Source organism: Caenispirillum salinarum AK4 (genome assembly GCF_000315795.1).
Taxonomy (GTDB): domain Bacteria; phylum Pseudomonadota; class Alphaproteobacteria; order Rhodospirillales; family Rhodospirillaceae; genus Caenispirillum; species Caenispirillum salinarum.
This window is the reverse complement of sequence record NZ_ANHY01000008.1, coordinates 107,205-130,822: the sequence shown is the minus strand read 5'-3', so window position 1 is coordinate 130,822 and position 23,618 is coordinate 107,205. Positions and strand designations below refer to the sequence as shown.

Genomic DNA, 23,618 nt, shown 5'->3' with positions numbered 1-23,618 from the left:
GGCGTGCCGGTGCATCCGGCGCGCCGTCGTCTTTTGGTCTCAGGCAGGGAAAGTATCAAGGCATGGCTGTACGCATCGCGGTGATGGGCGCGACCTCCAACGTGGGGCGCGAAATCCTCCAGGTCCTGTCCGAATCGGGCATCCCCCACACGGACGTGACCGCGCTGGCCGCCGACCGCTCTGTGGGCGGCGAGGCCTCCTACGGCGAGGACGACACCGTGTCCGTCGGCGACATCGGCCGCTTCGACTTCCGCGGCGTCGACATCGTCTACTGCGCGCTGCCCGAGGAAGAGGCCACCATCCACGTGCCCCGTGCCGCCGAGGCCGGGGCGGTGGTCATCGACACCGGCCCGCGCTTCCGCATGGAGCCGGACGTGCCCATGGTCGCCGCCGGCGTGAACCCCAAGGCACTGGCGCGCTATGCCAAACGGAACATCGTCGCCACGCCGTCGACCATCACCCTCATGGTGGCCGAGGCGCTGAGCCCCATTCACGATGCTTTCAGCCTGACCCGCACGCTGGTGACCACCTACCAGTCCGTCTCGGCGGAAGGCCGGCCGGCCATGGACGAACTGTTCAACCAGACGCGCGGCATCTACGTGAACGAGCCCGTGACGTCCAACCAGACCGAATTCGTCAAGCAGATCGCCTTCAACGTGCTGCCCACCGTCGGCGAGTTCGAAAAGAAGGGCGGCGCGACGTCGGAAGAGGCCGGGCTGGCCCGCGAATCGGTCAAGCTGTTCGGCGCCGACATGCGCCTGCACGCCAACTGCGCCGTGGTGCCGGTGTTCGTCGGCCACTCCGCCTTCATCAACATCGAGTGCGAGGAAGGCTTCAACGAAGACCAACTGAAGGCGGCCTGGCGCAAGTCCGAGGGCGTGTCGGTGGTCGACCACCGCGAGCCGCAGGGCGTGGTCACCCCCGCCGAGACGCCGGGCGAGGATGCCGTGTTCATCTCCCGCGTGCGCCTGGACACCACGGTGGAGAATGGCGCGAGCTTCTGGCTGACCGGCGACAACCTGCGCCGCTCCGCCGTCAACGCGGTGCGGGTGGGCCAGATCCTGGCCGCCGAGCACCTGGGCAAGTAACGGGGCGCCGCTCCATGCATGTGCTGAAAAGCTGGGTGCGCGTGTTCTGCGACACCAAGGCCGCCGAGGACGTCATCGACTTCTACCGCGGCCTGACCGGCGGCGAACTGACGCTCTCCTACGGCTACAAGGAACGCCGCGTGCGCATGGCGGGCATCTCCTCGCCCAACCTGTCGGTGATGGTGGTGGCCGGCGACGCCGCGGCGCGCAAACCGTTCGAGTCGGTGCGCCTGACGCTGGAAGTTGACGACCTGGCGGCCGTTGAAAAGGCCTTCACCTACATCGGCGGCGAGGTGCTGGAGCGCGCCGAGGGCGCGCTGTTCGTCCGCCACCCCGATGGCACGCTGGCGGAATACGTGCGCCACGGCGGCAGCGCGAAAGCCGCGGTGCCGGCGGCGGCGGCGGACCAGGACGGCGGCGGCGCCTCCTGAACCGGGCGGTCCTTTTCCGCTTCCATCGAAGGACCGACAGATTATGGTGGGCGGAGGCTTCGGAATCGAAGTCCCCACCCACAGCCGCCGCGCCCGACATGCCTTTTCGCCGTCCTTTCGCCCTCTCGGTCCTCGCCCTCCTGCCGCTTCTCGCCGCCGCCACCGGATGCACGCCCGTGGGCGCCGCCGTGGGTGCCGGGGCCATGGTGGCCACTGCGGCGGCGGAAGAACGCGGCGTCGGCGGATCGGCGCGGGATGCGCGGATCTCGCTGGAGATCATCGACCGATTCGACGAGGAAGGCGTTCTTTTCGAGGGCATCGGCGCCACCGTGTTCGACGGTCGCGTGCTGCTGACGGGAGCCGTCGCCGACGCCGACCTGCACGGCAAGGCGCTGGCGCTGGCCGGATCGGTCGACGGCGTGCGAACCATCATCGACCGGGTGACGGTCACACCCAACCCGGAACGCGGCACCGGCCCGCGCGATGCCCTGGTCACGGCCGAATTGCGCAAGGCCATCATGTTCGATCCGGAGGTACTCGCCATCAATTACGCCATCGAAGTCGAGGACGGCATCGTCCACCTGCTGGGGATCGCGCAGTCGGAGCGGGAGCGCCGGCGCGTCATCGCCCATGCGCGCGGCACCGACTTCGTGCGCGGCATCGAGGACCATGTGCTGCTCAAGACCGATCCGCGGCGCAGCGAACCCGCCGCCCCGCAGGCGCGGGAGGGGCGGCCATGAGCGGCGGCACCTCCCGCGGCGAGGCCCGCGCGCTGCTGAAGGACATCGCCGCACGGGGCGAGGATCGCTTCGACCTGGCGGAAGCCGCGCTGGCGCTGGCCGCCCTGCGTCATCCGGGGGTCAGCCTCGACCCCTACCGCGCCCACCTGCGCGAACTGTCCGACGATGCGGCCGCCGCGGCCGCGGGCATGCCGCCCGCCGCCGCCGATCAGGCCGGCGTGCTGGCCGATGTGCTGGCCGGCCGGCACGGCTATCAGGGCGACGACCAATCCTATGAGGACCTGCAGAACGCCGACCTGATCCGCGTGATCGACCGCCGGCGCGGACTGCCGGTGACACTCGGCATCCTCTACATCCATGCCGGCCGGTCACAGGGATGGGACGTGGTGGGGCTGAACTTCCCGGGCCACTTCCTGGTCCGCGTCCAGGGCGGCGATGCCGAGCGGGTGATCCTGGACCCCTTCAACGGCGGCCAGATCATGGAGGCCCACGACCTGCGCGCCCTGCTCAAGGTCAGCCAGGGACAGGGCGCCGAGCTGACGTCCGACGTCTACCAGCCGGTGACCGACCGGGCCATCGTCATGCGGCTGCTCAACAACATCAAGGTGCGGCACATGGAGGCCACGCGCTTCGATCAGGCGCTGGCGACCATCACCGACATGCTGCTGCTCGCTCCCGACGATCCCGTGCTGTGGCGCGAGCGCGGGCTGATGCACATGCGCACCGGCGACCTGCCGGGCGCGGTGACCGCGCTGGAGGAATATGTCGCACGGGCCCCCGCCGGGCCCGATCGCGAACGCATCGACGTGGTTCTGCGGGAGTTGCGCCAGCGCCTGCAGTAGGGTTCAGTTCTCCCCATATAGCCTTTCATCCTTTCCCGGCGCGGCGTCACCGCCGCGGTCGGCGCGCACAGTCGGAGACCCGTTCATGACGCTGAAAGTCGCCATCCAGATGGACCCCATCGAGGCCATCGACATTGCCGGCGATTCCACCTTCGTGCTGGGGCTGGAGGCCCAGGCGCGCGGGCATGTGCTGTACCACTACGAGCCGCGCCACCTGTCCTTCCGCGAGGGCCGCGTGCTCGCCAAGGCCCGCCCGCTGACCCTGCGGCGCAAGACCGGCGACCACTTCGACCTGGGCAACTGGACGACGCTGGACCTGTCGACCATGGACGTGGTGCTGATGCGCCAGGACCCGCCGTTCGACATGGCCTACATCACCGCGACCCACATCCTGGAACACATCCACCCCAAGACCCTGGTGGTCAACAACCCGGCGGCCGTGCGCAACGCGCCGGAAAAGCTGTTCGTCACCCACTTCCCCGACCTGATGCCGCCGACGCTGATCTCGTCGGACATCGCCGAGATCAAGGATTTCCGCGACCAGTACAAGGACATCATCGTCAAGCCGCTGTTCGGCAACGGCGGCGCCGGCGTCTTCCACCTGCCGCCGGGCGACGAGAACCTCAACAGCCTGCTGGAACTGTTCAGCCAGCACTCGCGCGAGCCGCTGATCGTGCAGAAGTACCTGCCGGCCGTGCGCCTGGGCGACAAGCGCATCATCCTCATCGACGGCGAGCCGCTGGGCGCCATCAACCGCGTGCCGGCGGAAGGCGAATCGCGCTCCAACATGCATGTGGGCGGCCGCGCCGAAAAAAGCCTGCTGACCGACCGCGACCGCCAGATCTGCGAGGCCATCGGCCCGGTGCTCAAGGAGCAGGGCCTGATCTTCGTCGGCATCGACGTCATCGGCGACTGGCTGACGGAAATCAACGTCACCTCGCCGACGGGCCTGCAGGAGGTCACCAAATTCGACGGCACCCAGCTGGAAAAGGACATCTGGACCGTCATCGAGGCCAAGCGGGCCGCGACGTGAGGGGTCGGGGCGGCCGCTTGCGAGCCGCCCCTCCGTCCGCCGCTCAGAACTCCGTCCGCACGGTGTAGCCCAGCACCGCCTCGCCGCCGGCCGGCACCTGCACGTCCCAGGCGGCGCGGCTGGCGGTTTCCTTTTCGTGCGGCTGGGTCTGATCGACCATGGTCCAGTCGCCGGGGATGGTCTCCACCACGCGCACCGTCACCGCCGCGTCGCGGGCGTTGCGGAGCGTGATCCGGTGGCTGGTGCGGGTGACGCGCTCCGACAGGCGCTCGAACTCGGTCTGCACGCGCTCGGCCGTCACGTCGAAGGCACGGCCCAGCGTCAGGGACACCTTCCGCCCCTCGGCCATGTGCTCGACCCGGTCGGCGCCCACCAGACGCGGCGTGCCCGAGGCGTCGGGACGGAACACCCGCACGGTGCCGGCGGGCAGCGGCTTGCCGAGCCCGGCCTCCGCCACGTTCTCGAACGTCAGGCGGGTTTCCACCGGCACCGGCTGATCTTCCGCCTGCCGCCCGTGGACGATGACGTGACCGCCCTCAATGCGGTATTCCGTCTCCACCGGCACGTCCCGCGCGGTCAGCAGGGCCGGCTGCACCACCGCTCCCGCCGGCAGGTCCACCGCACCCTCCAGCGTATAAAGGTGGAAGGCGCCCAGTTGTTCGCGCGCCGCATCGTCCATGCGCGCCGGTGCCGATTCGGCCATGGCCATCATGGCGCGCGGCCCGCCGCCCTTCTGCATGGCGTCGGGCGCGCGGGCGACGTCGCCGGCCACCAGCGCCACGTCGGCTCCGGTGAAGGCGGCGCCGGACTCGTTGCGGATGGTCGCCCGCCCGTCCAGGTCCAGCGCATCCCCATCGGCCGAAAGCGTGGCGACGTAGCCCGCATCCCACGACAGGCCGCCGGTCAGGTAGGACAGGGTCACCGCCTCCACCGGGGCGGCCGCCGTCACCGCGCCCGACCACACGGGCGTGAGGTGCACGCCGTCGGGCAGGGAATCGAACACCGGCTCTCCGGGCAGATCGGTGCGGATGCGCCCGTCGATCTCGTAGACCGCGGCCGGCGGCGCGGACAAGACGCGGGCACGCAGGGTCTCCGTCACCGCGCCCGTGTCGGGATCGGTGACCGCCACGCCGATTTCCTGCCCGACGCTCGCAGCCAGAAGCGCCTGGGTGGTGGGCGGCGTCGCCTCCACCATCTGCGACCGCACCGCCAGCCCGTCCGCCCGCAGGAAAGCCGAGGCCGGTTCGGCGGCGCTCGGCAGGCCCTGGATGACCAGCCGGCTCTCGCCCGCCGGCACCGCCACCGCCCGCCGGTCGGCCACCAGTGCCGAGCCGCTGTTGTAGAGCGTCAGCGACAGCGCCTCCCGCGCGGCCTCGGGCGCCGTCACCGGGTCCTGGGCGCGCGCGGCGGGCACCAGGGCGGTCGCCACCAGAAGCGCGGCGGCAAGGCTGCGGGAGACGAAGGGCATGACGTTCTCCTTTTGGTCCATTTTCATTGCGTGGAACCGGCATTTCCTTGTAAACCAACAGCATACCCACGAGCATGGCGAAAGAGGGGCACGCACGCATGGAGGCATCGTCCTGGATCGTTCCCGCGCTGATCCTGGTGGCGGGCGTGCTGCTTCTGGCGCTGATCCTGCGCCCGCGCGGCCGGCGCGTCCCGGGCGGCGACGGGGAGGCCGGCGAGACCGCCGGCCGCCTGGCGCAACTGGCGGACGCCCAGGCGCGGCTGGCGGAGTCGGTGGACCGCCGCATGCAGGCGCAGGAACGCACCCTGGCAGAGGTCCTGCAGCGCTCCGGCGACCGCACCTCGGCCACGCTGACCGAGGTGCGCGAGCGGCTGGCGGTCATCGACCGCGCCCAGCGCACCATCACGGACCTGTCGGCCCAGGTGGTCAGCCTGCAGGAAGTGCTGGGCAACAAGCAGGCGCGCGGGGCCTTCGGCGAGGTGCAACTGCACGATCTGGTGACCAGCCTGCTGCCGCCGTCGGCCTTCGCGTTCCAGGCGACCCTGGGCAACGGCCGACGCGCCGACTGCGTGATCCACCTGCCCGACCCGCCGGGCGCCATCGTGGTCGACGCCAAGTTCCCGCTGGAAAGCTGGCACGGCCTGCGCGCGGCGCACGAACAGGGCGACGACGCCGCCCGCACCCAGGCGGCACGGGCCTTTTCCGCCGCCGTGCTCAAGCATGTGAAGGACATTGCCGAGCGCTATCAGGTGCCTGGGGAAACCGCCGATTCAGCCCTCATGTTCCTGCCGTCGGAAGCCATCTATGCCGAGTTGCACGCCCGCTTCCCGCAGGTGGTGGAGCAGAGCTGGCGGGCGCGGGTGTGGATCGTTTCCCCCACCACGCTGATGGCGACGCTCAACACCGTGCGCGCGGTGCTCAAGGACAGCCGCATGCACGAGCAGGCCACGCTGATTCAGGCGGAGGTGCGGGCGCTGATGGACGACGTGGCGCGGCTGGACGACCGCGTCGGCAAGCTCGCCCGCCACTTCGATCAGGCGACCGAGGACGTGCGCCAGATCCGCGTGTCCACCGACAAGGTCCTGCGCCGCGCCGACCGGGTTCAGCAACTGGAACTGGGCGAGGCCGCCGGCGCCAGCGCCGGCACCGACGGTGCGCGGGCGGCCGGATAGCTCCGGCGGCGCACCGTCACCGGTTCGCGCCGGCCCTTGACGCCCAGAATTTCCGGCGGTTCGAAGGCATCCGCCGCCGCTCCGCCGATTGTCGCCAATGTTCCTGCATCGACCACCACCGCGCCCTCCGCGGCGGCGGAGCACAGGCGAGCGGCCACGTTGACGGTATCGCCGATGACGGTGAAATCGCGCCGCTCCGCCGGGCCGATAGCGCCGGAGACCAAATCGCCCGTAAATATGCCGATGCCGACGCCGCGCGGCAGGTTCGACGCCCCGGCCATGGCGCGCTGGATGTCTTCGGCGGCGGCGACCGCGCGGGCGGCGGCAGCGGGCCCGTCGAAGCGGGCGAGCAGGGCGTCGCCGATCATCTTGTCCACGTCACCGCCGCGGTCGCGCACGGCCTCTACCTGCAAAGCCATCAGGCGGTTGAGGAAGGCCACCACCGCCTCCGGCGTCGCATCCTCGGAGAAGCCGGAAAAGTCGCGCACGTCGGAATACAGCAGCGTCATGCGCAACCTATGGCCCGAGCCCTCTTCAGCAGACCGCGCCGCATGGACCGCGGAGCGTGAGACGAAGCTTTCCAGCCGTCGGCGCAATTCCACTAGCCGGGCGGTGCGGCTGTCGATATCAGCCTGGGCGTGCGTCACCAGCCGCCCCAGCAGCACCACCAGTCCGGCCAGCAGGAGGACCGGCACGACCACGGCCGGAGCCAGCGTGCGCAGCATGATTTCATCCAGGAAGGCCTGGGGCTCGTACAGTTCGAACACCGCCAGCAACCGCTCCTCCGGGCCGTGGTGGGGCACGTAAAGCTCGTAAAGGCCGCCGTCCGGCGTCTGCTTCTCCACCACGCGCGGGTCACCGTCGGCCAGCAGGCCCGCAAGGGTGTCGCCGTCGTCGATGCCGCCAATCTCGGTTGCCGTGGTGGAAAAGGCGATGGTGCGGTCGGGGCGGTAGACCTTCAGCCTTTGCAGGCGGCTGTCGGTGAGAGCCTCCTCGAAGGCTTTGCGAACCTCGGCACCCAATGAGCCGCCCCAGAGGCGATCCAGCGGGACGCCCCCAACCAGCGCCGCCCAGCCCTCGGGCGTTTCCTGGGCGATCAGCCCGGCGATCGAATCGGCGCGTGCCTGCGCCTGATCCAGATAGATGCTCTCCACCATGCGCCGTCCGCCAAGCGTCGCCAGCACCGCCAACGACAGTACGAACAGCAACAGTCCCGGCAGGATGCGGCGGCGGTATCGGCGCTGAAGCGGAAACGGCGCGTCGACGGGCGTCAGGCCGGCTTCGTCGGGCGTGGCGGTCATGGTGGCGGTCCTCCCGGTCGTCCCGACAACCCTGCCGCACATGAGGTTAACCGGCGCTGAACAGGCTTGCGGCGGGCAGCGAAGCGGGTACTCTCGGGCGGCCATGACTCGCAAGAAGATCGCCGAATTCTACACCCGCCTGCGCGACCTGAACCCCGAACCCAAGGGGGAGTTGCACTACGTCAACCCCTATACGCTGCTGGTCGCCGTCGCCCTGTCCGCCCAGGCCACCGACAAGGGCGTCAACCGCGCCACCGGCCCGCTGTTCGAAAAGGTCCAGACGCCCCAGCAGATGCTCGACCTGGGCGAGGAGGGCCTGATCGAGCACATCCGCACCATCGGGCTCTACCGCAACAAGGCCAAGAACGTCATCGCCCTGTCGCGCAAGCTGGTGGACGAGCGCGAGGGCGTCGTGCCGCCGGACCGCGACTACCTGGAAACCCTGCCGGGCGTCGGCCGGAAGACCGCCAACGTGGTGCTCAACATCGCCTTCGGCATCCCGACCATCGCGGTCGACACCCACATCTTCCGCGTCGGCAACCGCACCGGACTGGCCAAGGGCAAGACCCCCGACGCCGTGGAAAAGGTGCTGGAAAAGGTCACGCCCGAGGAATTCAAGCTGCACGCCCACCATTGGCTGATCCTGCACGGGCGCTACATCTGCAAGGCCCGCAAACCCGACTGCTGGCGCTGCCCGGTGGAGGACCTGTGCGCCTTCAAGCCCAAGACCCCGCCGCCGGGAACCCAGCCGGCGCCGAAGCAGCGAAAGGCGGGGTAGACGGGCAGAAGAACCGACGCCCCGCCCAAGCCGCCGACGTTCCTCAGGGGGCCTCGGTCCCCCGATCCCCCTGATCGGGAAGCACAGCATCCCGAACCTTTCAGCTTTTTGAAAGCCGGGGCGAGACCCGGCGCCCATCATCGCGCAAGGCCGCCAACGGACCGGGAGCGCGAAAGCCCGCGGCTCGCGCGAAGCGGGGTGCGGGGGCGGCGGCCCCGCGCGCGGCAGCGGCCATGAAAAAAGCCGGCGGAGGAGCACGTCCTCGGCCGGCTTTTCTTCCACAGAGGCGCGATTCAGCGCACGTAGACGTGCACCTGCGGCGCCGCCACCTCGGCGCTGGTGGTGGCGGACAGCCGGATGTTGTCGGCCGGCACGCCCATCTCGGACAGGGAGCGCATCACCTTCTCGGCGTGGCGGCGGGCCTGATTGGCCGACAGCGCTTCGCGGCCGCGGATGGCGTTGGTGGGGCTGACGGAGACGACCTCCACCACCGCGCTGGGGCGGGCCGCGAACTGGCCGGACAGCGCGTTGTAGAGCGCGCTCTCGTAGTTCACGTTGGGATCGTCGAAGCGGATGATGGCAGCCGGCTGGCCACCCACGCGCGCCGACGGCAGGCCGGCCGGACCGGTGTTCGCCAGGGCCCCCTGGTTGCCCGCGAGCACCAGATTGCGGTAGCCCAGGGACTGGCCGTAGGTCTGGCCGGTCTTGATGGCGACGGCAAGGGTGTTGAGGTTGTTGCGCTCGTTCGTCACATAGGTCTGCTGGCGCGCGACGTCCTCGGAAATCTCGCCCAGCAGGCGGTCGATCAGGACCACGGTCTGGGCGGTTTCGTCTTCCAGGGTGCGCAACTGCGCGTGGTCGGCCTCCACGGCGCCCGACAGGTTGTAGGCGGCGCGGATGCTTTCCAGAAGGTAGGCGGCCATGGCGCTGTCGGACGCCACCTGCGTCGACAGCTGGTTCATGTAACCGATGTCGTTGTTGACCTCGTCGAGCTGCTGCTGCGCCTGGTTCCAACGCTGCACCAGGATGGGATTGCCGGGCGTCGTACCGACCTGCAGGCGCGAATTGATGGCGGCGACGTTCTCGTGGTACGCGGCGCTGTCCTGCAGAACCTGCTGGCGGATCTGCTGAAGCTCCTGATTGCGGTTGCGCAGGGTGCCCTGCAGCTGGCGCAATTCGTTGCGGAACGTCTGCACCTTCTGGCCCACATAGGTGCCGGTCGGCTCGCCCGGCGTCACACCGGTGGGTTCGAATGACGAGTCATTCAGTGCGAGCGGCCCCGACACGGTGGGGTCCGGATTGCGCTCCGCGTTCGATGCTCCGATGGAAACGGCTTCGCCGCTTCCCTCCGCAGGAAACAGGGCATCGCTCGCGAAGGAGCATCCGGCGAGAGCAAATGTCGCGCCCACCAAGACCAGTCCACTCTTCGACAGCGCCATCGAGTTGTACCTTTTTATGGTTCGGACCCCGGCCGGGGAGTTCTTGTAACGATTTGTTCCAGCCCGGAAAAACGCGCGCATTCCCCCGAAAGGCTTATTCGCCGCGAGTGTACTGAATGGAATCACGTGGAACAAGCCGCATTTGTACGCGCGTTTCCGCCAATGCACCCGCGTGTGCCGGCACCATGGAACCACAGCGGCAAATCGGAAGACTGCGGAACGCCCTGCCGGCAAAAAAATCGTCACGCCGGAAATTTTTCCCTTGCACCGCCAGCGGCTGCGCGATAGATACACGGCCCTCGGCACGACGCACCGCACACACGGCGCCGCCGCCGAACACAAAGCGCCCGTAGCTCAACTGGATAGAGCACCTGACTACGGATCAGGAGGTTGGGGGTTCGAATCCTCCCGGGCGCGCCACTCTAAAGGGCCTGGAAGCCATGAGCTTCCGGGCCCTTTGCGTTTGTGGCCGGCGCGATCGTCCTGTCAGGACTGGGCCCCGGCCCGGCTTTCGGCCTCGCCCTCGGTTTCGGTTTCGGTTTCGGCCTCCCGTTCCGCCTCCCGTTCCGCCTCGGCGTGTTCGGCGGCCCAGGCGCCGGCCGCTTCCACCGCCACGGGGGAGGCCGTCGGCAGCACACTCAGATAGCTTTCGGTCTCCACTTCCGGGCCGATCGACCGTTGCGTCATCCGGTAGAGCGCATACAGCGCGATGGCGCCGAAAGTCGCGCCAAGCACCAGCCAGAACGCGAACGCGCCGAACCCCTCCATGGCCCAGCCGGTGACCAGCGGACCCGCTATGGCTCCAAGGCCGAATGTGAAGACGAGCCCGCCGGACGCGGCCGGCATGTCGTCGGCGGACAGGAAATCGTTGGTGTAGGCCAGGAACAGGGCGTAGAGCGGCGTCGTCACCCCGCCGGCGAAGAACGCGGCCGCCATCAGCGGCCACAGACCGCCCCCGGTCAGCCACCCCACCGCGCAGGCGACCGCGCCGAGCGTCGCCGCCCCGAAGATCAGCTTGCGCCGGTCCATCTGGTCCGACAGCCAGCCGATGGGGTATTGCAGCACCAGCGCGCCGGCGAACAGCATCGCGACGAACAGCGCAATCTGCGGAGTGGTCAACCCGATCTGCGTGCCGAAAACCGCGCCCATGCCCGATTGCGTGGCGTAGACGCTGCCCAACAGGAAGATTCCGACGGTGCCGAGCGGCGACCCCGAGAACAGGTCGCGCAACGGCATCGGACGCGCCACTTCGACCGCCGGAACCGGCGAGACGGACAGCAGGATCGGCGCGAACGAGACCGACACCAGGATCGAGGCCCCGATGAAGAGTACGGCGGTGCCGGCATCCCCCAGCGTCAGCATTCCCTGTGCGCCGATGATGCCCAGCGTCTGCGCGATCATGTAGGCCGACAGCACCTTGCCGCGGGTTTCGTTGGTGGCGGCGTCGTTGAGCCAGCTTTCGGCGGTGACATAGACGCCCGACATGCAGAAGCCGACAAGCACCCGCAGCAGTGTCCAGGCCCACGGCTCGGTCAGCAGCGGAAAGGCGATCAATCCCGCCGACATGAAGCTGCCCAGCGCGGCGAAGACGCGCACATGGCCGACCCGGCGGATCAGGACCGGGGTAAGGCGCGCACCCGAGAGGAAACCCATGAAGTAGCCCGAGGTGACGACCGCCAGTTCCGCCGCCGAGAAGCCCTCGATCCCGCCGCGAACGCCGATGAGGGTGAAGTGCATGCCGTTGCCCAGCATGATGAGAACGATGCCGAGCAGCAGGGCCCAGACCCCGGACAACACTTGAATCATCAGACGTCCTTTCGCTGTTCAGGGTCGCCGACGTTGCAGAACCGTTTCCATGGCCGCCCTCGACATGAGGTCGCACCGCCGGTTTAGACAGGGGGCGCCGCCATAAACCGGCGCGAGCAAGCGGCAGGAAAAGGGCCCGCCCCCGGTGACCGGGAACGGGCCCCTCTCCTTTCCCGCTGGGCTCTGGAACCGGCTCACTCGGCCAGGGCGGTGGCGACGGGGCGCTGCGGGTCCAGGGTCCAGGCGTGCATGGAGCCGTCGTACAACTGCGTCGGCACGCCCAGCACCTCGTTCAGCACGAACCACGTCGACGCGCTGGTGCGGCCGCTGTTGCAGTAGCTGATCGCCCCTCCCGACAGGTCGACGCCCAGGTCGGCGGCGATGCGGCGCAGGGTTTCGGGCTCGTGCACCACCATGCGCACCGGCTCGGCCGCGGCGTCGCCCTTGTCGCCCTTGCCGCCGACCGGCTTGGTCAGGAACGGGAACGGCAGAAGGTCGGCGCCGGGGATGTGCCCCTTCTTGAACACGTACGGCGGCGCCGCCAGACCGATGTAGAGCGCTAGCGGACGGGCGTCGATCAGCTGCGGCCCGCCGTCCAGGGCCGCCTGGACCTCTTCCGTCGTCGCCAGAAGATCGTCGCGGGCCGCAGCGGCGGTGAAGGTGCCGGGCTGCGGATCGGCCGGCGCGTCCTGCGTCAGGGCCCGGCCGGAGGCCGCCCAGGCCGCCGTGCCGCCGTCCAGGATCGCCACGTCGTCGTGCCCGTAGAGCCTGGCCTGCCAGTACAGATAGGCCGCCGCCGTCAGCCCGATCGCGCTGTCGCCCGGCCAGGTGACCACCACCGTCTCGCCGTCGTCGACGCCGCGCCCGCGCATGAGGTCCTGGAAGCCCTCGGCGGTCAGGGACAGGCGGGTGACCTCCTGCCCGTCGATCGTCCGGCTGCCGCGCAGGTCCTTGAAGCTGACGGGCAGCGCGCCGGCGATGCGGCCGGGGGATTTCCCGAACGCGCCGGGCTCCTCGCGCACGTCCAGGACCACCACCGAGCCCTCGGGCTGCTCGGCCAGCCAGGCCGGCGCGACCAGGGGCCCCGGCACCTCTGCCACGGCCGGGGGCGCGGCAAGGATGGCCGTCGCGGCCAGCGCGGCGGCCGCCAATATACGTCGCGTCATCGTACGTCTCCCTTGCTTGGTGCACGGGCCTGTCCCCGGTCCCGCCCGCCTTACAGTACTGTGACGTGAACGCCGCCGGCACGGCAACACATCGTCCGGCGGAACGCTCGCCGACAGGTTGTCCAATTGGTCAAGCAAGCCAGACGCATCCCTCAAAGCGGGGATACCTCTTCTGTGGCGCGGCGCCTAAGGTGGGCGGGTCGCCTTGAGGGGCGACCGTCGCGGGCCGGGTTGCACGACGCCCCATGCCCACCCGAGTGTTCCGGCCCGCGACGGACGTATTATCGTCATTTTGCATACAGCACTGGACGCCGGCGACGGCCATCCGCTAAAGGTTCATGCCTCAAACGTCGACGCCGACTGTGCGGAAGGCCGGGGCATGCTGACCCTCGACCAGCTTCAGATTCTGGACCGCTGTACATCCATCGCCGACGTCCGACGCGTGACCGCGCAACTGGCGGCTGAGATCGGCTTCACCTTCCCGACATATGCCATGTGCCTGGGCCCCGCACTGCGGGTCCAGGAAAGCACGCTGGTGGTGAATTTTCCCGAAGGATGGGCCAACCATTACCTGAATCATGGCTACGACCGCATTGACCCGGTGGTCGGCATGGCCAAGCGCGGCGGCGCCCCCTTCGCCATTTCCGAACTTCCGGCCGATATCCTGGGCGAGGATCAGCGCCGCCTGTTAAACGAGGCACGGGATTTCGCCATGCATGACGGCATCATCGTGCCCATCCGCATGGCGGGCGGCGTGGCGGTTCTGTCCTGCGTGGCAGACGGCGGAGCCCGCCAGCGGCGGGAGGTCATCGAGCACCAGCGGGCCGGGGTGGCGCTTCTGGCGCTGGCGGTGCACAACGCCTGCCGCCGGCTGTTCGCGGAATCGGGCGACCCGGGCCCGCTGACCCCGCGCGAGCGCGATTGCGTCCACTGGCTGGCGCGCGGCAAGGAGACGGGGATGATCGGCGAGATCCTGGGGATTAGCGGTTACACCGTCGCCCAGCACCTGAAATCGGCCATGCGCAAGCTGGGCTGCGCCAACCGGATCGAACTGGCGGTGCGCGCCGTGCACATGGGCATCGTCTCCGTCGACTGAAGCCCCTGCGGCATCCGGCCGCCGCCGCGCTCAATCCCACTGGTGGATGTCCATGCGCAGGACGCCGTAGTCGGTGCTGCCGTGGACCAGCCGGCCGGACACGGCGCCGGCCGCACCCTGGGCGACCGCGAGGGGCAGGAAATGCTCGGGCGTGGGGTGGTTGCGCGCCGCCTCGGGCGCCGACAGCCAGTCGTCGACGGGCTGCCCGGCGGCGACCCGTTCGGCGGCCCAGTCGGCGAAGGCGTCCACCCACTCCGGCGCCGGCGCCTCGCGGTTGCGAAAGTCGATGGCGCGCAGATTATGCGTGACCGCGCCCGACCCCATGATCAGCACCCCCTCGTCCCGCAGGGGCGCCAGCGCGGCCCCGAGGCGGCGGTGCCAGGCAGCATCGCGCGCCGGACAGACGGACACCTGAAAGCCCGGCACGTCGGCCTCGGGCCACATCAGCGCCGCAGGCACCCAGGCCCCGTGATCGCGCCCGCGCTCGCGGGGCGGCTCGGGCGCCAGGCCGGCGGCGGCCATCAGGGCGAAGACGCGCCCGGCCACGTCCGGCGCCCCGGGCGCGTCGTAGCGCACCCGCGACAGGGCCGGCGGAAAGCCCGAGAAGTCGTGAATGGTCGCCGGCCGCTCCGACACGTCCACTGCCGGGCCCGCCGTTTCCCAATGGGCGGAAACGATGAGCACCGCCCTGGGCCGCGCCAGGGTCCGGCCCAGGGCGCGCAGGGCCATGTGGGCCGGCGTCTCGTCCATGTAGACGGTGGGCGCGCCGTGGCTGACGAACAGGACGGGGGGCGTCATGAAACAGGGGCCTCCGCGGCGGATACGGTCCGATCGGTCCGAATATAGCCGCTTGTGCCCCCCGCGTCGCCCGCCGTCTGGGCAACAGGCTGTTTCCGCCGGCGCGTCAGCCGCCGTCGTCCAGTTCCAGCATGCGCATGTGGGCGGCGCGCAGCCGTTCACCCATGACCCCCGCAAAGCGGGTCACCAGCCGGTAGCCCAGCAGCGGGTCGGCCTCGAAGGCGGCCCGCAGGCAGGCACCGCCCAGGGCGATCACCCGCGTCGGCCCCACCGCGCGGGCATCGAAGGCCCAGCGGTAGGGAGGCGTCAGCCATGACCACCCCAGGATTTCGCCTTCGTGCAGGGTCTGCAGCACCGCCGGCCCCGCGCTGCCGGGCCGCTTGCTCTCCACCCGCACGGTGCCCTGGCGAATGACGAAGAACCCGTCCGCGTCGCCGCCGGCGTGAAAGATCTGGGTGCCGGCGTCGAACCGCGCTTCCCGGGCGCAGGCGGCAAGCCGCTCCAGCGCCGGCGCAGGCAGATCGTGAAAGAAGGGGTGATGCGCCAGCGCTTCGGCCAGAACGGCGGCGGAAGGCGCGGCGGAGGATGTGGTGTCGCTCGTGCTCATGGGTCGTCGTCCCCTCTGGGCCGCGGCGGCTCCTCCCCAGGCCGGGCGGCGACGGCGCGTGCCGGCCGGGCTTGCCGCCCTGTCTCCGGCACCGGCCAAGGGTACCATGGAAGAAGCCCTTCGCCCCATGTGCTTGTGCAAGCCCGCGCCTTCAGGCATACCCACGCCCAGGTTTCCTCCCCATATGGCGGAGCGCCGCCGCCCCCCGTCCGGTCACTTGAGTCCCTCGCGTCCGGGCGGAGCACTCGTTTTCGCCTCTCAGAGCTTCGGACCCGTCCTGTTCATGCGCGTCGACGCCTTCGACTTCGATCTTCCCCGCGACCGTATCGCCGACCGTCCCGCCTCGCCCCGCGACTCCGCCCGCTGCCTGCGGGTGACGTGCGACGGGCTGGCGGACTTCATCATGCGCGACCTGCCCGACATGCTTCAGCCCGGCGACGTGATGGTGTTCAACGACACCCGCGTCATCCCCGCCCGGCTGGCCGGCCGGCGCGGCGAAGCCAAGGTGGAGGTCACCCTCCACATGCGCCTGGACGACGACACCTGGCGCGCCTTCGCCAAGGGCGCGAAGAAGCTCAAGGTCGGCCAGACCATCGACTTCGCCGATGGTTTCTCCGCACTGGTGGAGGAGAGGGACGGCGGCGACGTGCGGCTGAAGTTCAACCGCGGCGGCCAGGCGCTGATGGACGCGCTGAAGGATCACGGCCACATCCCGCTGCCGCCCTACATGGGCCGCGAGGACGACGAGAGCGATCGCACCGACTACCAGACCGTCTACTCCGCGCCGGAGAAGGAGGGCGCGGTGGCCGCGCCGACCGCCGGCCTGCACTTCACGCCCGAGCTTCTGGAGCGCCTGGATAAGCGCGGCGTGACGCGCGTGTTCGTGACCCTGCACGTGGGCGCCGGAACCTTCCTCCCGGTCACCGCCGACGACACCGCCGACCATAAGATGCACAGCGAGATCGGCGAGATCACGCCCGAGGCCGCCGAGGCCATCGAGGCCGCACGGGCCAGGGGCGGGCGCGTCGTCGCCGTCGGCACCACGGCGCTGCGACTGCTGGAAAGTGCTGCGGATGCGGAGACGGGCGCGGTGAAGCCCTTCAGCGGGCCGACGGACATCTTCATCACGCCGGGCTGGCGGTTCCGCGCGGTGGACAAGCTGATGACCAACTTCCACCTGCCCAAGTCGACGCTGTTCATGCTGGTCAGCGCCTTTTCCGGCCTGAACCGCATGAAGGCCGCCTACGCCCATGCGATCCAGAGCGGATACCGCTTCTATTCCTATGGCGACGGCAGCCTGCTGGACCGCTGCGACGCCGACCTTTCCGTTTCCGAGTAAGCCAGAGACACCATGACCCACGTCTTCCGCTACGAGCGCCTCGCCACCGACGGCCCCGCCCGCCTGGGCCGCGTGCACACCGCCCACGGCATCGTCGACACCCCGGCCTTCATGCCGGTGGGCACGGCGGCGACCGTCAAGGCCCAGCGGCCCGAGGAGGTGCGGGCGACCGGCGCGCAGATCATCCTGGGCAACACCTATCACCTGATGCTGCGCCCGACGGCGGAGCGGGTGGCGAAGCTGGGGGGCTTGCGCAACTTCATGAACTGGCGCGGGCCGATCCTCACCGACTCGGGCGGCTTCCAGGTCATGAGCCTGGCCAAGCTGCGCAAGATGACCGAGGAGGGCGTGACCTTCCAAAGCCACATCGACGGCACCAAGCACCACCTGACGCCGGAACGCTCCATCGAGATCCAGCACCTGCTGGATGCCACCATCACCATGGCCTTCGACGAGTGCACCCCCTACCCCGCCAGCCACGAACAGGCGGCGGAATCCATGCGCCTGTCCATGCGCTGGGCGGAGCGCTCGCGCAAGGCCTTCGTCGCGCGCCCCGGCTACGGCCAGTTCGGCATCGTGCAGGGCTCGGTGTACGAGGACCTGCGGCGGGAAAGCGTCGAGGCCCTGGCCGGCATGGACTACGAGGGCTACGCCGTCGGCGGACTGGCCGTCGGCGAGGGGCAGGAGCTGATGTTCCAGACGCTGGACTTCACCTGTCCCATGATGCCCGAGGACAAGCCGCGCTACCTGATGGGCGTGGGCAAGCCCGCCGACATCGTGGGCGCGGTGGCGCGCGGCATCGACATGTTCGATTGCGTGCTGCCGACGCGGTCCGGGCGCACGGCCCAGGCCTTCACCCGGCGCGGCACGGTGAACCTGCGCAACGCCCGCCACGCCGAGGACCCGCGCCCGCTGGACGCCGACTGCGCCTGCGCGGCCTGCCGCCAGTATTCCCGCGCCTACCTGCACCACCTGATCCGCTGCGACGAGATCCTGGGGCTCATGCTGCTGACGGGCCACAACCTGCAATACTACCAGGACCTCATGCGGTCCTTGAGGGGCGCCATCGGCGACGGGCGCCTGGGCGACTTCATCGCCCGGTTCGAGGAAGACCAGGCACGTGGCGACATCGCGCCGCTGGAAGACTAGGGCCGCAAGCCCCACCTGAGTCGTGGACGACAACGGACCCGCTTCATGGACGCCCGCCAGGCCATCACCCACAAGGCCCACGAGTTGGGCTTCGACGCGGTGCGCTTCACGCGCGCCGCGCTGCCGGCGCGCGTCCGCGACCACCTGAACCGTTTCGTCGCGGAAGGCCGCCATGCCGACATGGGCTGGATGGCCGACACCGCCGAGCGCCGGGGCGATCCGCAAAGCCTCTGGCCCCAGGCGGTGACGGCCGTCAGCCTGGGCGTCAACTACGGCCCCGGCCATGATCCTCGGGTGCTGCAGGACCATCCGGGCCGCGGGCATATCTCGGTCTACGCCCGCAACCGCGACTATCACGACTGGGTCAAGGGCCGCATGAAGACGCTGGGCCAGTGGATGGCCTCGCGCTTCGGCGGCGATCTGAAGGTGTTCGTCGACACCGCGCCCGTCATGGAAAAGCCCCTGGCCGAGCAGGCGGGGCTCGGCTGGCAGGGCAAGCACACCAACCTGGTGTCGCGCGACTTCGGGTCGTGGCTGTTCCTGGGAGAAATCCTGACGACCCTGGAAGTCGAGCCCGACGCTGCGGAAAGCGACCATTGCGGCAGTTGCACCCGCTGCATCACCGCCTGCCCCACCGACGCCATCACGGCCGCCGGCGAGATCGATGCGCGGTTGTGCATCAGCTACCTGACCATCGAGAACAAGGGTCCGATCCCGCGCCGCCTGCGTCCGATGATGGGCAACCGCATCTACGGCTGCGACGACTGCCTGGCCGTATGCCCCTGGAATCGTTTCTCTCTCCCGACACGCCACGACGCCTTCAAGCCGCGGGCCGAACTGGCCGCGCCACGCCTGGGCGACCTGGCGGAACTGGATGATGCGGCGTTCCGCACCCTGTTCAGTGCTTCGCCAATAAAGCGCATTGGCCGCGACCGATTTATGCGGAATGTGTTCATCGCCATCGGGAACAGTCAGGATGAAAAACTGATTCCGCGCGTCAGGAAGGCGGCAACCGACGATCCTTCGCCTTTAGTACGCGGGACGGCCGTGTGGGCTCTCTCTAGACTTGAGGGGCCGGAAGGATATATTTCTATCTATACGGATCATCGTGATCGGGAGAATGATCCGATCGTTCAGGAGGAATGGGATGCTGGCTATCCCTCAGCACAGGCCCCGGAACCGCCGGGCCATGGCATTCTGACGACGGCACATCATTCGCAGGAGACCGAGGGGAGAGGCTGAAGCATGCCCGACGACAAGGTGCCCGAAACCACGGACGAGGCCCCCGAGGCCGCGGAGGCGCAGACCTCCCGGCGGGGCCGGCGCCGCAAGGTGACGGTGGTCGGCATCGCGGCCTCGGCCGGCGGGCTGGAGGCGCTGGGTCATCTGGTGACCCACCTGCCGGCGGACAGCACCATGGCCTATGTGGTGGTTCAGCACATGGCGCCGCAGCACCCCAGCATGCTCGCCCAGCTTCTGGCGCGGCAGACCGACCTGAAGGTGGTGGAAATCACCGACGGGATGCGGGTCGAGCCCAACGTCATCCACATCACCCCGCCCAATACCGACCTCGACATCGAGGACGGCACGCTGTCCCTGCGCGAGCCGCACGCCGCCATCGGCCCCAAGCCGTCGGCCGACTATTTCTTCGCCAGCCTCGCCGAGGACCAGGGCGAAAACGCCATCGGCATCATCCTGTCGGGCACCGGCTCGGACGGGGCGCATGGCGTGCGCGCGGTGAAGGCCGCCGGCGGCATCACCATGGCCCAGGACGAGGACAGCGCCCGCTACGCCGGGATGCCGCGCGCGGCGGTGGAGACCGGCTGCGTCGACTTCATCATGACGCCCGAGCGCATGGGCGAGGAACTGGTGGAACTGCTGGTCAACCCCAAGCGCGCGCAACTGGTGGCAGAGGACGAAAACTCCGATGCCGTCCAGAAGCTGCTGCTGATGGTCAAGAACCGCCTGGGCGTGGACTTCACCGGCTACAAGAAGACCACCATTCTGCGCCGCATCAAGCGCCGCATGGCCGCCTGCCGGTCCGAGACGCTGGACGACTACCTGGCCTACATCAACGAGGTGCCCCAGGAACTGGAGGCCCTGCGCAACGACATCCTGATTTCGGTCACCAGCTTCTTCCGCGACCAGGAGGCCTACGACGCGCTGGAGAAGGTGATCCCCGATCTGGTGCGCGACAAGAAGCCGGGCGACACCATCCGCGTCTGGGTGCCCGCCTGCGCCAGCGGCGAGGAGGCCTATTCGCTGGCCATTCTGCTGGCCGAGGAACTGGGCGACCAGCTCGCCAACTACCAGGTGCAGATCTTCGCCACCGACGTGGACGCCGACGCCCTGGCGCGCGCCCGCAAGGCGCTCTATCCCGACGCGGCGCTCAAGACCATGAGCCGCGAGATGCTGTCGCGCTACTTCCTGGCGCGCGGCGGCTATTATCAGGTGGTCAAGTCGGTGCGCGACATGATCGTCTTCGCCAAGCACGACCTGATCCAGGACCCGCCGTTCCTGCGCATCGACCTGATCAGCTGCCGCAACCTGCTGATCTACTTCAACGCCGCCCTTCAGCAGAAGGTCATCAACATCTTCCACTACGCCCTGAATCCGGGGAAGTACCTGCTGCTGGGCAAGTCGGAGACCGTGGGGTCGGCCACCAGCCGGTTCCACACGGTCAACAAGAAGTGGAAGCTGTTCCGCCGCCTGGGCGAAGGCCGCACGCAGCCGCGCGAGCAGGTGACCAGCTTCCAGCCCCGCGGCACCGGAACCGAAATGGGCGGCCCGTCGCGTCAGCGGCGCGAAAAGGACGTGTCGCTCAACGACATCGCCATGGCGGCGCTGATCTCCACCTATGCCCCGCCGACGGCGCTGGTCGATCGCGACGGCCGCATCCTGCACGTTCACGGCGACATGCAGGGGTTCCTGCAGCTCGGCCAGGGCGCCCCGGACCTGAACATCTTTTCCATGGTGCGCAAGGAGTTGCGGGCCGATGCGCGGTCGCTGTTCTCCCGCGCGCAGCAGAAGCGCACCGAACTGTCGGGCCCGACCTCCAGCTTCATGCGCGACGGCGAGGAGAACCACGTCCGCCTCTCGGTGCGGCCGCTGGCCCTGTCCATGGACGAGCTTTACATGATCTCGTTCGAGCCGGTGCAGCCGGCCGTGACCGCCCCGCCGGGCGACAGCGCCGGCACGGGCGACGGCGATCCGCGCATGCAGGAGCTGGAGCAGGAACTGGTCGCCACGCGCGAGAACCTGCAGACGGTGGTGGAGGAACTGGAGACCGCCAACGAGGAACTCCAGTCCCTGAACGAGGAACTGCAGGCCTCCAACGAGGAACTGCAAAGCTCCAACGAGGAACTGGAGACCTCCAACGAGGAGCTGCAGTCCACCAACGAGGAACTGACCACCGTCAACGAGGAACTCCAGATCAAGTCCGCCGAACTGGCCTCGGCCAACGCCGACCTGGAGAACATCCTGCGTTCCGTCGGCTTTCCGCTGATCGCCATCGACCGCAGCATGCGGGTGACCCGTTTCAATCAGCCGGCGAAGCGGATTTTCGACCTGCACCCGACGGACATCGGCCAGACCATCACCTCGGTGACCTGCAAGGTGGACCTGCCCGGCCTGCGCGACATGCTGGCCGACGTGGTCGAGAAGGGCGAGACCCGCCACGACACGGTGCGGTCGGGCGACGTGAGCTACGAGGCGCAGTTCCGGCCCTTCCACGACGACATGGGCTCGCCCACCGGCGCCGTCCTCACCTTTGTGGAGGGCACCGCGGTAAAACAGCCGACGGATGCCTCGTGACGCGGCTGTGGCTTGCCGTAATCGCAGTGCTGACGGCCGGGGCGTCCGCCGCCCTGGCCGCCGAGCCCTTCCGCGACTGCCCCGCCTGCCCGGAGATGATCGCGCTGCCCGGCGGCAGCTTTTCCGCCGGCGACGACCGCGTGCGCAACGGGGCGCCGCCGCCGGGCGATGCCGTGCGCCACGTCGGTCCCTTCGCCATCGCCCGCACGGAAACCACCTTCGACCAGTGGCAGGCCTGCGTCGATTCCGGCGCTTGCGAGGGCGGCCAGGACGATCACGGCTGGGGGCGCGGTGACCGGCCGGTCATCAACGTGACGGCGGACGACGCCCGCGCCTATGCCGCCTGGCTCTCGCGCCGCACCGGCCACGCCTACCGCCTGCCGACGGAAGCGGAGTGGGAATATGCCGCCCGTGCCGGATCACGCACGCTCTACCCGTGGGGCGACGCCATGCGCGAGGGCCGGGCCAATTGCCGGGGCTGCGACGGTCCGGTGGTGGAGCACGCCGGCACCACGCCCGTCGCCAGCTATCCGCCCAACGCCTTCGGGCTGCACGACATGAACGGCAACCTGTGGGAGTTGACGGCCGACTGCTGGACGCCCGGTGCCATGCCCGCGACGGCGTCCGCGCCCGGCGGACCGGCTGAATGCAAGGCGCATGTGATGCGCGGCGGCGCCTGGTATTACCATCCCAAGGTGGCGGCCTCGGCCTCGCGCGGGCGCAATGCCGCCGGCGTGTGGTCCTATGTGGTGGGCTTCCGGGTGGCGCGCGACCTTGCGGACGGCGGCGGAGAGGCGGCGCGATGAGCTGGCTGTTGCGCAAGCTCGACAGCCTGGGCGGCGCCGTGGTGGCCGGGGCGCTGGCCGGCGCCGCGTCGCAGGGGCAGGCGTTCACCAATGCCTACCTGCAGCGCCTCGGCGGCCGGCTGGACGAGGCGCAGGAGATGCTCGCGCGGGCGCGGACCGGCGACCTTCTGCCCGAGGCCGCACCGGACGTGCGGGCCGACCTGGTGGCCGACCTGGAGGGGCGGGTGGCGGCCCTGACCGCGCGGATCGACTCGCTGACCGCCGCCGACCCGCTGTGGCGCCCCTTCCGGCTGGCGACCGACTTCGATCCGGCGGTGGCGGCGGCGACGCTGGACGCCTTCGTTCCCGCCCTGCCGCTGACGGTCGCGACAGGCGTGCACGTGGCCGTCGGACTTCTGCTCGGGCTTCTGGTGTGGGAGGGCTGCAAGTCGCCCGCCATTCCCGTCCGCCTGTGGCGCCGCCGGCGGCTGCGCCGGCGCAGGGCGGCTGCCCGTCAGGCCCAGGCGGCGCGGCGGCGGACATCGCCCCGGCGGGAGCCGACGCTCGGCCCCGAAGAGGCGCCGCCGGGGCGCGCGGACGCGAATCCCAGGCCCCGCTGACGACTATCGCGCGACCGCAACGGCATCCCCACTGTTGCGGGGCAGCACGCCTTTGCCTATATACGTCGCGTTCCGCCCCCGCGTGATCGAGGGCGGGACGCTTATGTTGGACCCCATGGGGGCTTCGCCGGCGCCAAAGGAACGAGG

At 69.5% G+C, this 23,618-nt stretch carries 21 protein-coding genes and 1 tRNA gene; 15 read left to right on the top strand and 7 right to left on the bottom strand.

The window, feature by feature from the left end; all coding sequences use genetic code 11:
* Nucleotides 1-62: 62 nt before the first annotated feature.
* The 5 genes from C882_RS10250 to gshB all read left to right on the top strand — a co-directional run bounded on the left by C882_RS10250 (nucleotide 63) and on the right by gshB (nucleotide 4,134).
* Nucleotides 63-1,088: an aspartate-semialdehyde dehydrogenase gene (locus C882_RS10250; RefSeq protein ID WP_009540525.1), complete on the top strand. Its 1,026-nt coding sequence runs from the start codon at nucleotides 63-65 to the stop codon at nucleotides 1,086-1,088.
* Nucleotides 1,089-1,102: 14 nt separating this feature from the next.
* Nucleotides 1,103-1,519 carry a VOC family protein gene (locus C882_RS10245; RefSeq protein WP_009540524.1) on the top strand — a complete coding sequence of 139 codons (417 nt, stop codon included), beginning with the start codon at nucleotides 1,103-1,105 and terminating at the stop codon, nucleotides 1,517-1,519.
* Between the two features lie 98 nt (nucleotides 1,520-1,617).
* Nucleotides 1,618-2,259, top strand: coding sequence for a BON domain-containing protein (locus C882_RS10240; protein WP_009540523.1), 642 nt, complete (start codon nucleotides 1,618-1,620; stop codon nucleotides 2,257-2,259).
* Nucleotides 2,256-3,101 (top strand): SirB1 family protein, encoded by an 846-nt coding sequence (locus C882_RS10235; RefSeq protein ID WP_009540522.1) that lies wholly within the window; start codon nucleotides 2,256-2,258, stop codon nucleotides 3,099-3,101. Before C882_RS10240 ends, C882_RS10235 begins: the two co-directional genes overlap by 4 nt.
* An 85-nt stretch (nucleotides 3,102-3,186) precedes the next feature.
* The gene (gene gshB, locus C882_RS10230) at nucleotides 3,187-4,134 is read left to right on the top strand and encodes a glutathione synthase (RefSeq protein ID WP_009540521.1); all 948 of its coding nucleotides are present in this window, start codon (nucleotides 3,187-3,189) and stop codon (nucleotides 4,132-4,134) included.
* 43 nt (nucleotides 4,135-4,177) lie between these two features.
* On the opposite strand, the gene C882_RS10225 is transcribed toward gshB, so the two are convergent.
* Nucleotides 4,178-5,602: a DUF4139 domain-containing protein gene (locus tag C882_RS10225; protein WP_009540520.1), complete on the bottom strand. Its 1,425-nt coding sequence runs from the start codon at nucleotides 5,600-5,602 to the stop codon at nucleotides 4,178-4,180.
* 98 nt (nucleotides 5,603-5,700) lie between these two features.
* Between C882_RS10225 and C882_RS10220 the strand changes: the two genes are divergently transcribed.
* Nucleotides 5,701-6,774: a DNA recombination protein RmuC gene (locus C882_RS10220; protein ID WP_009540518.1), complete on the top strand. Its 1,074-nt coding sequence runs from the start codon at nucleotides 5,701-5,703 to the stop codon at nucleotides 6,772-6,774.
* On the opposite strand, the gene C882_RS10215 is transcribed toward C882_RS10220, so the two are convergent.
* Nucleotides 6,705-8,075 carry an adenylate/guanylate cyclase domain-containing protein gene (locus tag C882_RS10215; protein WP_052000114.1) on the bottom strand — a complete coding sequence of 457 codons (1,371 nt, stop codon included), beginning with the start codon at nucleotides 8,073-8,075 and terminating at the stop codon, nucleotides 6,705-6,707. The genes C882_RS10220 and C882_RS10215 overlap by 70 nt on opposite strands.
* A 103-nt stretch (nucleotides 8,076-8,178) precedes the next feature.
* On the opposite strand from C882_RS10215, the gene nth reads away from it, so the two are divergent.
* Complete coding sequence (gene nth, locus C882_RS10210; RefSeq protein ID WP_009540517.1) at nucleotides 8,179-8,853, top strand: endonuclease III; 675 nt, start codon at nucleotides 8,179-8,181, stop codon at nucleotides 8,851-8,853.
* A 293-nt stretch (nucleotides 8,854-9,146) separates the two neighbouring features.
* Here nth and C882_RS10205 read toward each other — a convergent pair whose 3' ends face one another.
* A complete protein-coding gene (locus tag C882_RS10205) occupies nucleotides 9,147-10,139 on the bottom strand; it encodes a hypothetical protein (protein WP_236262604.1) in 993 nt (330 codons plus the stop codon).
* A gap of 496 nt (nucleotides 10,140-10,635) precedes the next feature.
* Between C882_RS10205 and C882_RS10200 the strand changes: the two genes are divergently transcribed.
* Nucleotides 10,636-10,712 (top strand) — tRNA-Arg (locus C882_RS10200).
* 66 nt (nucleotides 10,713-10,778) lie between these two features.
* Here C882_RS10200 and C882_RS10195 read toward each other — a convergent pair.
* Together C882_RS10195 and C882_RS10190 are read right to left on the bottom strand one after the other, a co-directional pair.
* A complete protein-coding gene (locus C882_RS10195) occupies nucleotides 10,779-12,098 on the bottom strand; it encodes an MFS transporter (protein ID WP_009540515.1) in 1,320 nt (439 codons plus the stop codon).
* Between the two features lie 194 nt (nucleotides 12,099-12,292).
* Nucleotides 12,293-13,264 (bottom strand): sulfurtransferase, encoded by a 972-nt coding sequence (locus C882_RS10190; protein WP_083875768.1) that lies wholly within the window; start codon nucleotides 13,262-13,264, stop codon nucleotides 12,293-12,295.
* 379 nt (nucleotides 13,265-13,643) lie between these two features.
* Between C882_RS10190 and C882_RS10185 the strand changes: the two genes are divergently transcribed.
* Nucleotides 13,644-14,360, top strand: a complete 717-nt coding sequence (locus C882_RS10185; protein WP_009540513.1) for a helix-turn-helix transcriptional regulator — start codon at nucleotides 13,644-13,646, stop codon at nucleotides 14,358-14,360.
* A gap of 30 nt (nucleotides 14,361-14,390) precedes the next feature.
* Here C882_RS10185 and C882_RS10180 read toward each other — a convergent pair whose 3' ends face one another.
* Nucleotides 14,391-15,158 carry a DODA-type extradiol aromatic ring-opening family dioxygenase gene (locus tag C882_RS10180; protein ID WP_009540512.1) on the bottom strand — a complete coding sequence of 256 codons (768 nt, stop codon included), beginning with the start codon at nucleotides 15,156-15,158 and terminating at the stop codon, nucleotides 14,391-14,393.
* A 106-nt stretch (nucleotides 15,159-15,264) separates the two neighbouring features.
* Nucleotides 15,265-15,765 (bottom strand): cyclic nucleotide-binding domain-containing protein, encoded by a 501-nt coding sequence (locus tag C882_RS10175; RefSeq protein ID WP_009540511.1) that lies wholly within the window; start codon nucleotides 15,763-15,765, stop codon nucleotides 15,265-15,267.
* Between the two features lie 283 nt (nucleotides 15,766-16,048).
* Between C882_RS10175 and queA the strand changes: the two genes are divergently transcribed.
* From queA to C882_RS10145, 6 genes are read left to right on the top strand one after another with little or no spacing between them, the layout of a single operon-like run.
* Nucleotides 16,049-17,104, top strand: coding sequence for a tRNA preQ1(34) S-adenosylmethionine ribosyltransferase-isomerase QueA (gene queA / locus C882_RS10170; protein WP_009540510.1), 1,056 nt, complete (start codon nucleotides 16,049-16,051; stop codon nucleotides 17,102-17,104).
* Nucleotides 17,105-17,116: 12 nt separating this feature from the next.
* A complete protein-coding gene (tgt, locus tag C882_RS10165; protein ID WP_009540509.1) occupies nucleotides 17,117-18,253 on the top strand; it encodes a tRNA guanosine(34) transglycosylase Tgt in 1,137 nt (378 codons plus the stop codon).
* A 45-nt stretch (nucleotides 18,254-18,298) separates the two neighbouring features.
* The gene (queG, locus tag C882_RS10160) at nucleotides 18,299-19,495 is read left to right on the top strand and encodes a tRNA epoxyqueuosine(34) reductase QueG (protein ID WP_009540508.1); all 1,197 of its coding nucleotides are present in this window, start codon (nucleotides 18,299-18,301) and stop codon (nucleotides 19,493-19,495) included.
* A gap of 3 nt (nucleotides 19,496-19,498) precedes the next feature.
* Nucleotides 19,499-22,066 (top strand): chemotaxis protein CheB, encoded by a 2,568-nt coding sequence (locus C882_RS10155; RefSeq protein ID WP_009540507.1) that lies wholly within the window; start codon nucleotides 19,499-19,501, stop codon nucleotides 22,064-22,066.
* Entirely contained in the window at nucleotides 22,063-22,872 is an 810-nt protein-coding gene (locus C882_RS10150; RefSeq protein WP_236262595.1) for a formylglycine-generating enzyme family protein, read from the top strand. Before C882_RS10155 ends, C882_RS10150 begins: the two co-directional genes overlap by 4 nt.
* A complete protein-coding gene (locus C882_RS10145) occupies nucleotides 22,869-23,471 on the top strand; it encodes a DUF2937 family protein (protein ID WP_009540505.1) in 603 nt (200 codons plus the stop codon). The genes C882_RS10150 and C882_RS10145 overlap by 4 nt, the downstream gene beginning before the upstream one ends.
* The last annotated feature ends 147 nt before the right edge of the window (nucleotides 23,472-23,618 follow it).

Coding starts and splice junctions, on each gene's coding strand:
- C882_RS10250 (WP_009540525.1), top strand. CDS start 63: ATGGCTGTACGCATCGCGGTGATGGGCGCGACCTCCAACGTGGGGCGC.
- C882_RS10245 (WP_009540524.1), top strand. CDS start 1,103: ATGCATGTGCTGAAAAGCTGGGTGCGCGTGTTCTGCGACACCAAGGCC.
- C882_RS10240 (WP_009540523.1), top strand. CDS start 1,618: ATGCCTTTTCGCCGTCCTTTCGCCCTCTCGGTCCTCGCCCTCCTGCCG.
- C882_RS10235 (WP_009540522.1), top strand. CDS start 2,256: ATGAGCGGCGGCACCTCCCGCGGCGAGGCCCGCGCGCTGCTGAAGGAC.
- gshB (WP_009540521.1), top strand. CDS start 3,187: ATGACGCTGAAAGTCGCCATCCAGATGGACCCCATCGAGGCCATCGAC.
- C882_RS10225 (WP_009540520.1), bottom strand. CDS start 5,602: ATGCCCTTCGTCTCCCGCAGCCTTGCCGCCGCGCTTCTGGTGGCGACC.
- C882_RS10220 (WP_009540518.1), top strand. CDS start 5,701: ATGGAGGCATCGTCCTGGATCGTTCCCGCGCTGATCCTGGTGGCGGGC.
- C882_RS10215 (WP_052000114.1), bottom strand. CDS start 8,075: ATGACCGCCACGCCCGACGAAGCCGGCCTGACGCCCGTCGACGCGCCG.
- nth (WP_009540517.1), top strand. CDS start 8,179: ATGACTCGCAAGAAGATCGCCGAATTCTACACCCGCCTGCGCGACCTG.
- C882_RS10195 (WP_009540515.1), bottom strand. CDS start 12,098: ATGATTCAAGTGTTGTCCGGGGTCTGGGCCCTGCTGCTCGGCATCGTT.
- C882_RS10190 (WP_083875768.1), bottom strand. CDS start 13,264: ATGACGCGACGTATATTGGCGGCCGCCGCGCTGGCCGCGACGGCCATC.
- C882_RS10185 (WP_009540513.1), top strand. CDS start 13,644: ATGCTGACCCTCGACCAGCTTCAGATTCTGGACCGCTGTACATCCATC.
- C882_RS10180 (WP_009540512.1), bottom strand. CDS start 15,158: ATGACGCCCCCCGTCCTGTTCGTCAGCCACGGCGCGCCCACCGTCTAC.
- C882_RS10175 (WP_009540511.1), bottom strand. CDS start 15,765: ATGAGCACGAGCGACACCACATCCTCCGCCGCGCCTTCCGCCGCCGTT.
- queA (WP_009540510.1), top strand. CDS start 16,049: ATGCGCGTCGACGCCTTCGACTTCGATCTTCCCCGCGACCGTATCGCC.
- tgt (WP_009540509.1), top strand. CDS start 17,117: ATGACCCACGTCTTCCGCTACGAGCGCCTCGCCACCGACGGCCCCGCC.
- queG (WP_009540508.1), top strand. CDS start 18,299: ATGGACGCCCGCCAGGCCATCACCCACAAGGCCCACGAGTTGGGCTTC.
- C882_RS10155 (WP_009540507.1), top strand. CDS start 19,499: ATGCCCGACGACAAGGTGCCCGAAACCACGGACGAGGCCCCCGAGGCC.
- C882_RS10145 (WP_009540505.1), top strand. CDS start 22,869: ATGAGCTGGCTGTTGCGCAAGCTCGACAGCCTGGGCGGCGCCGTGGTG.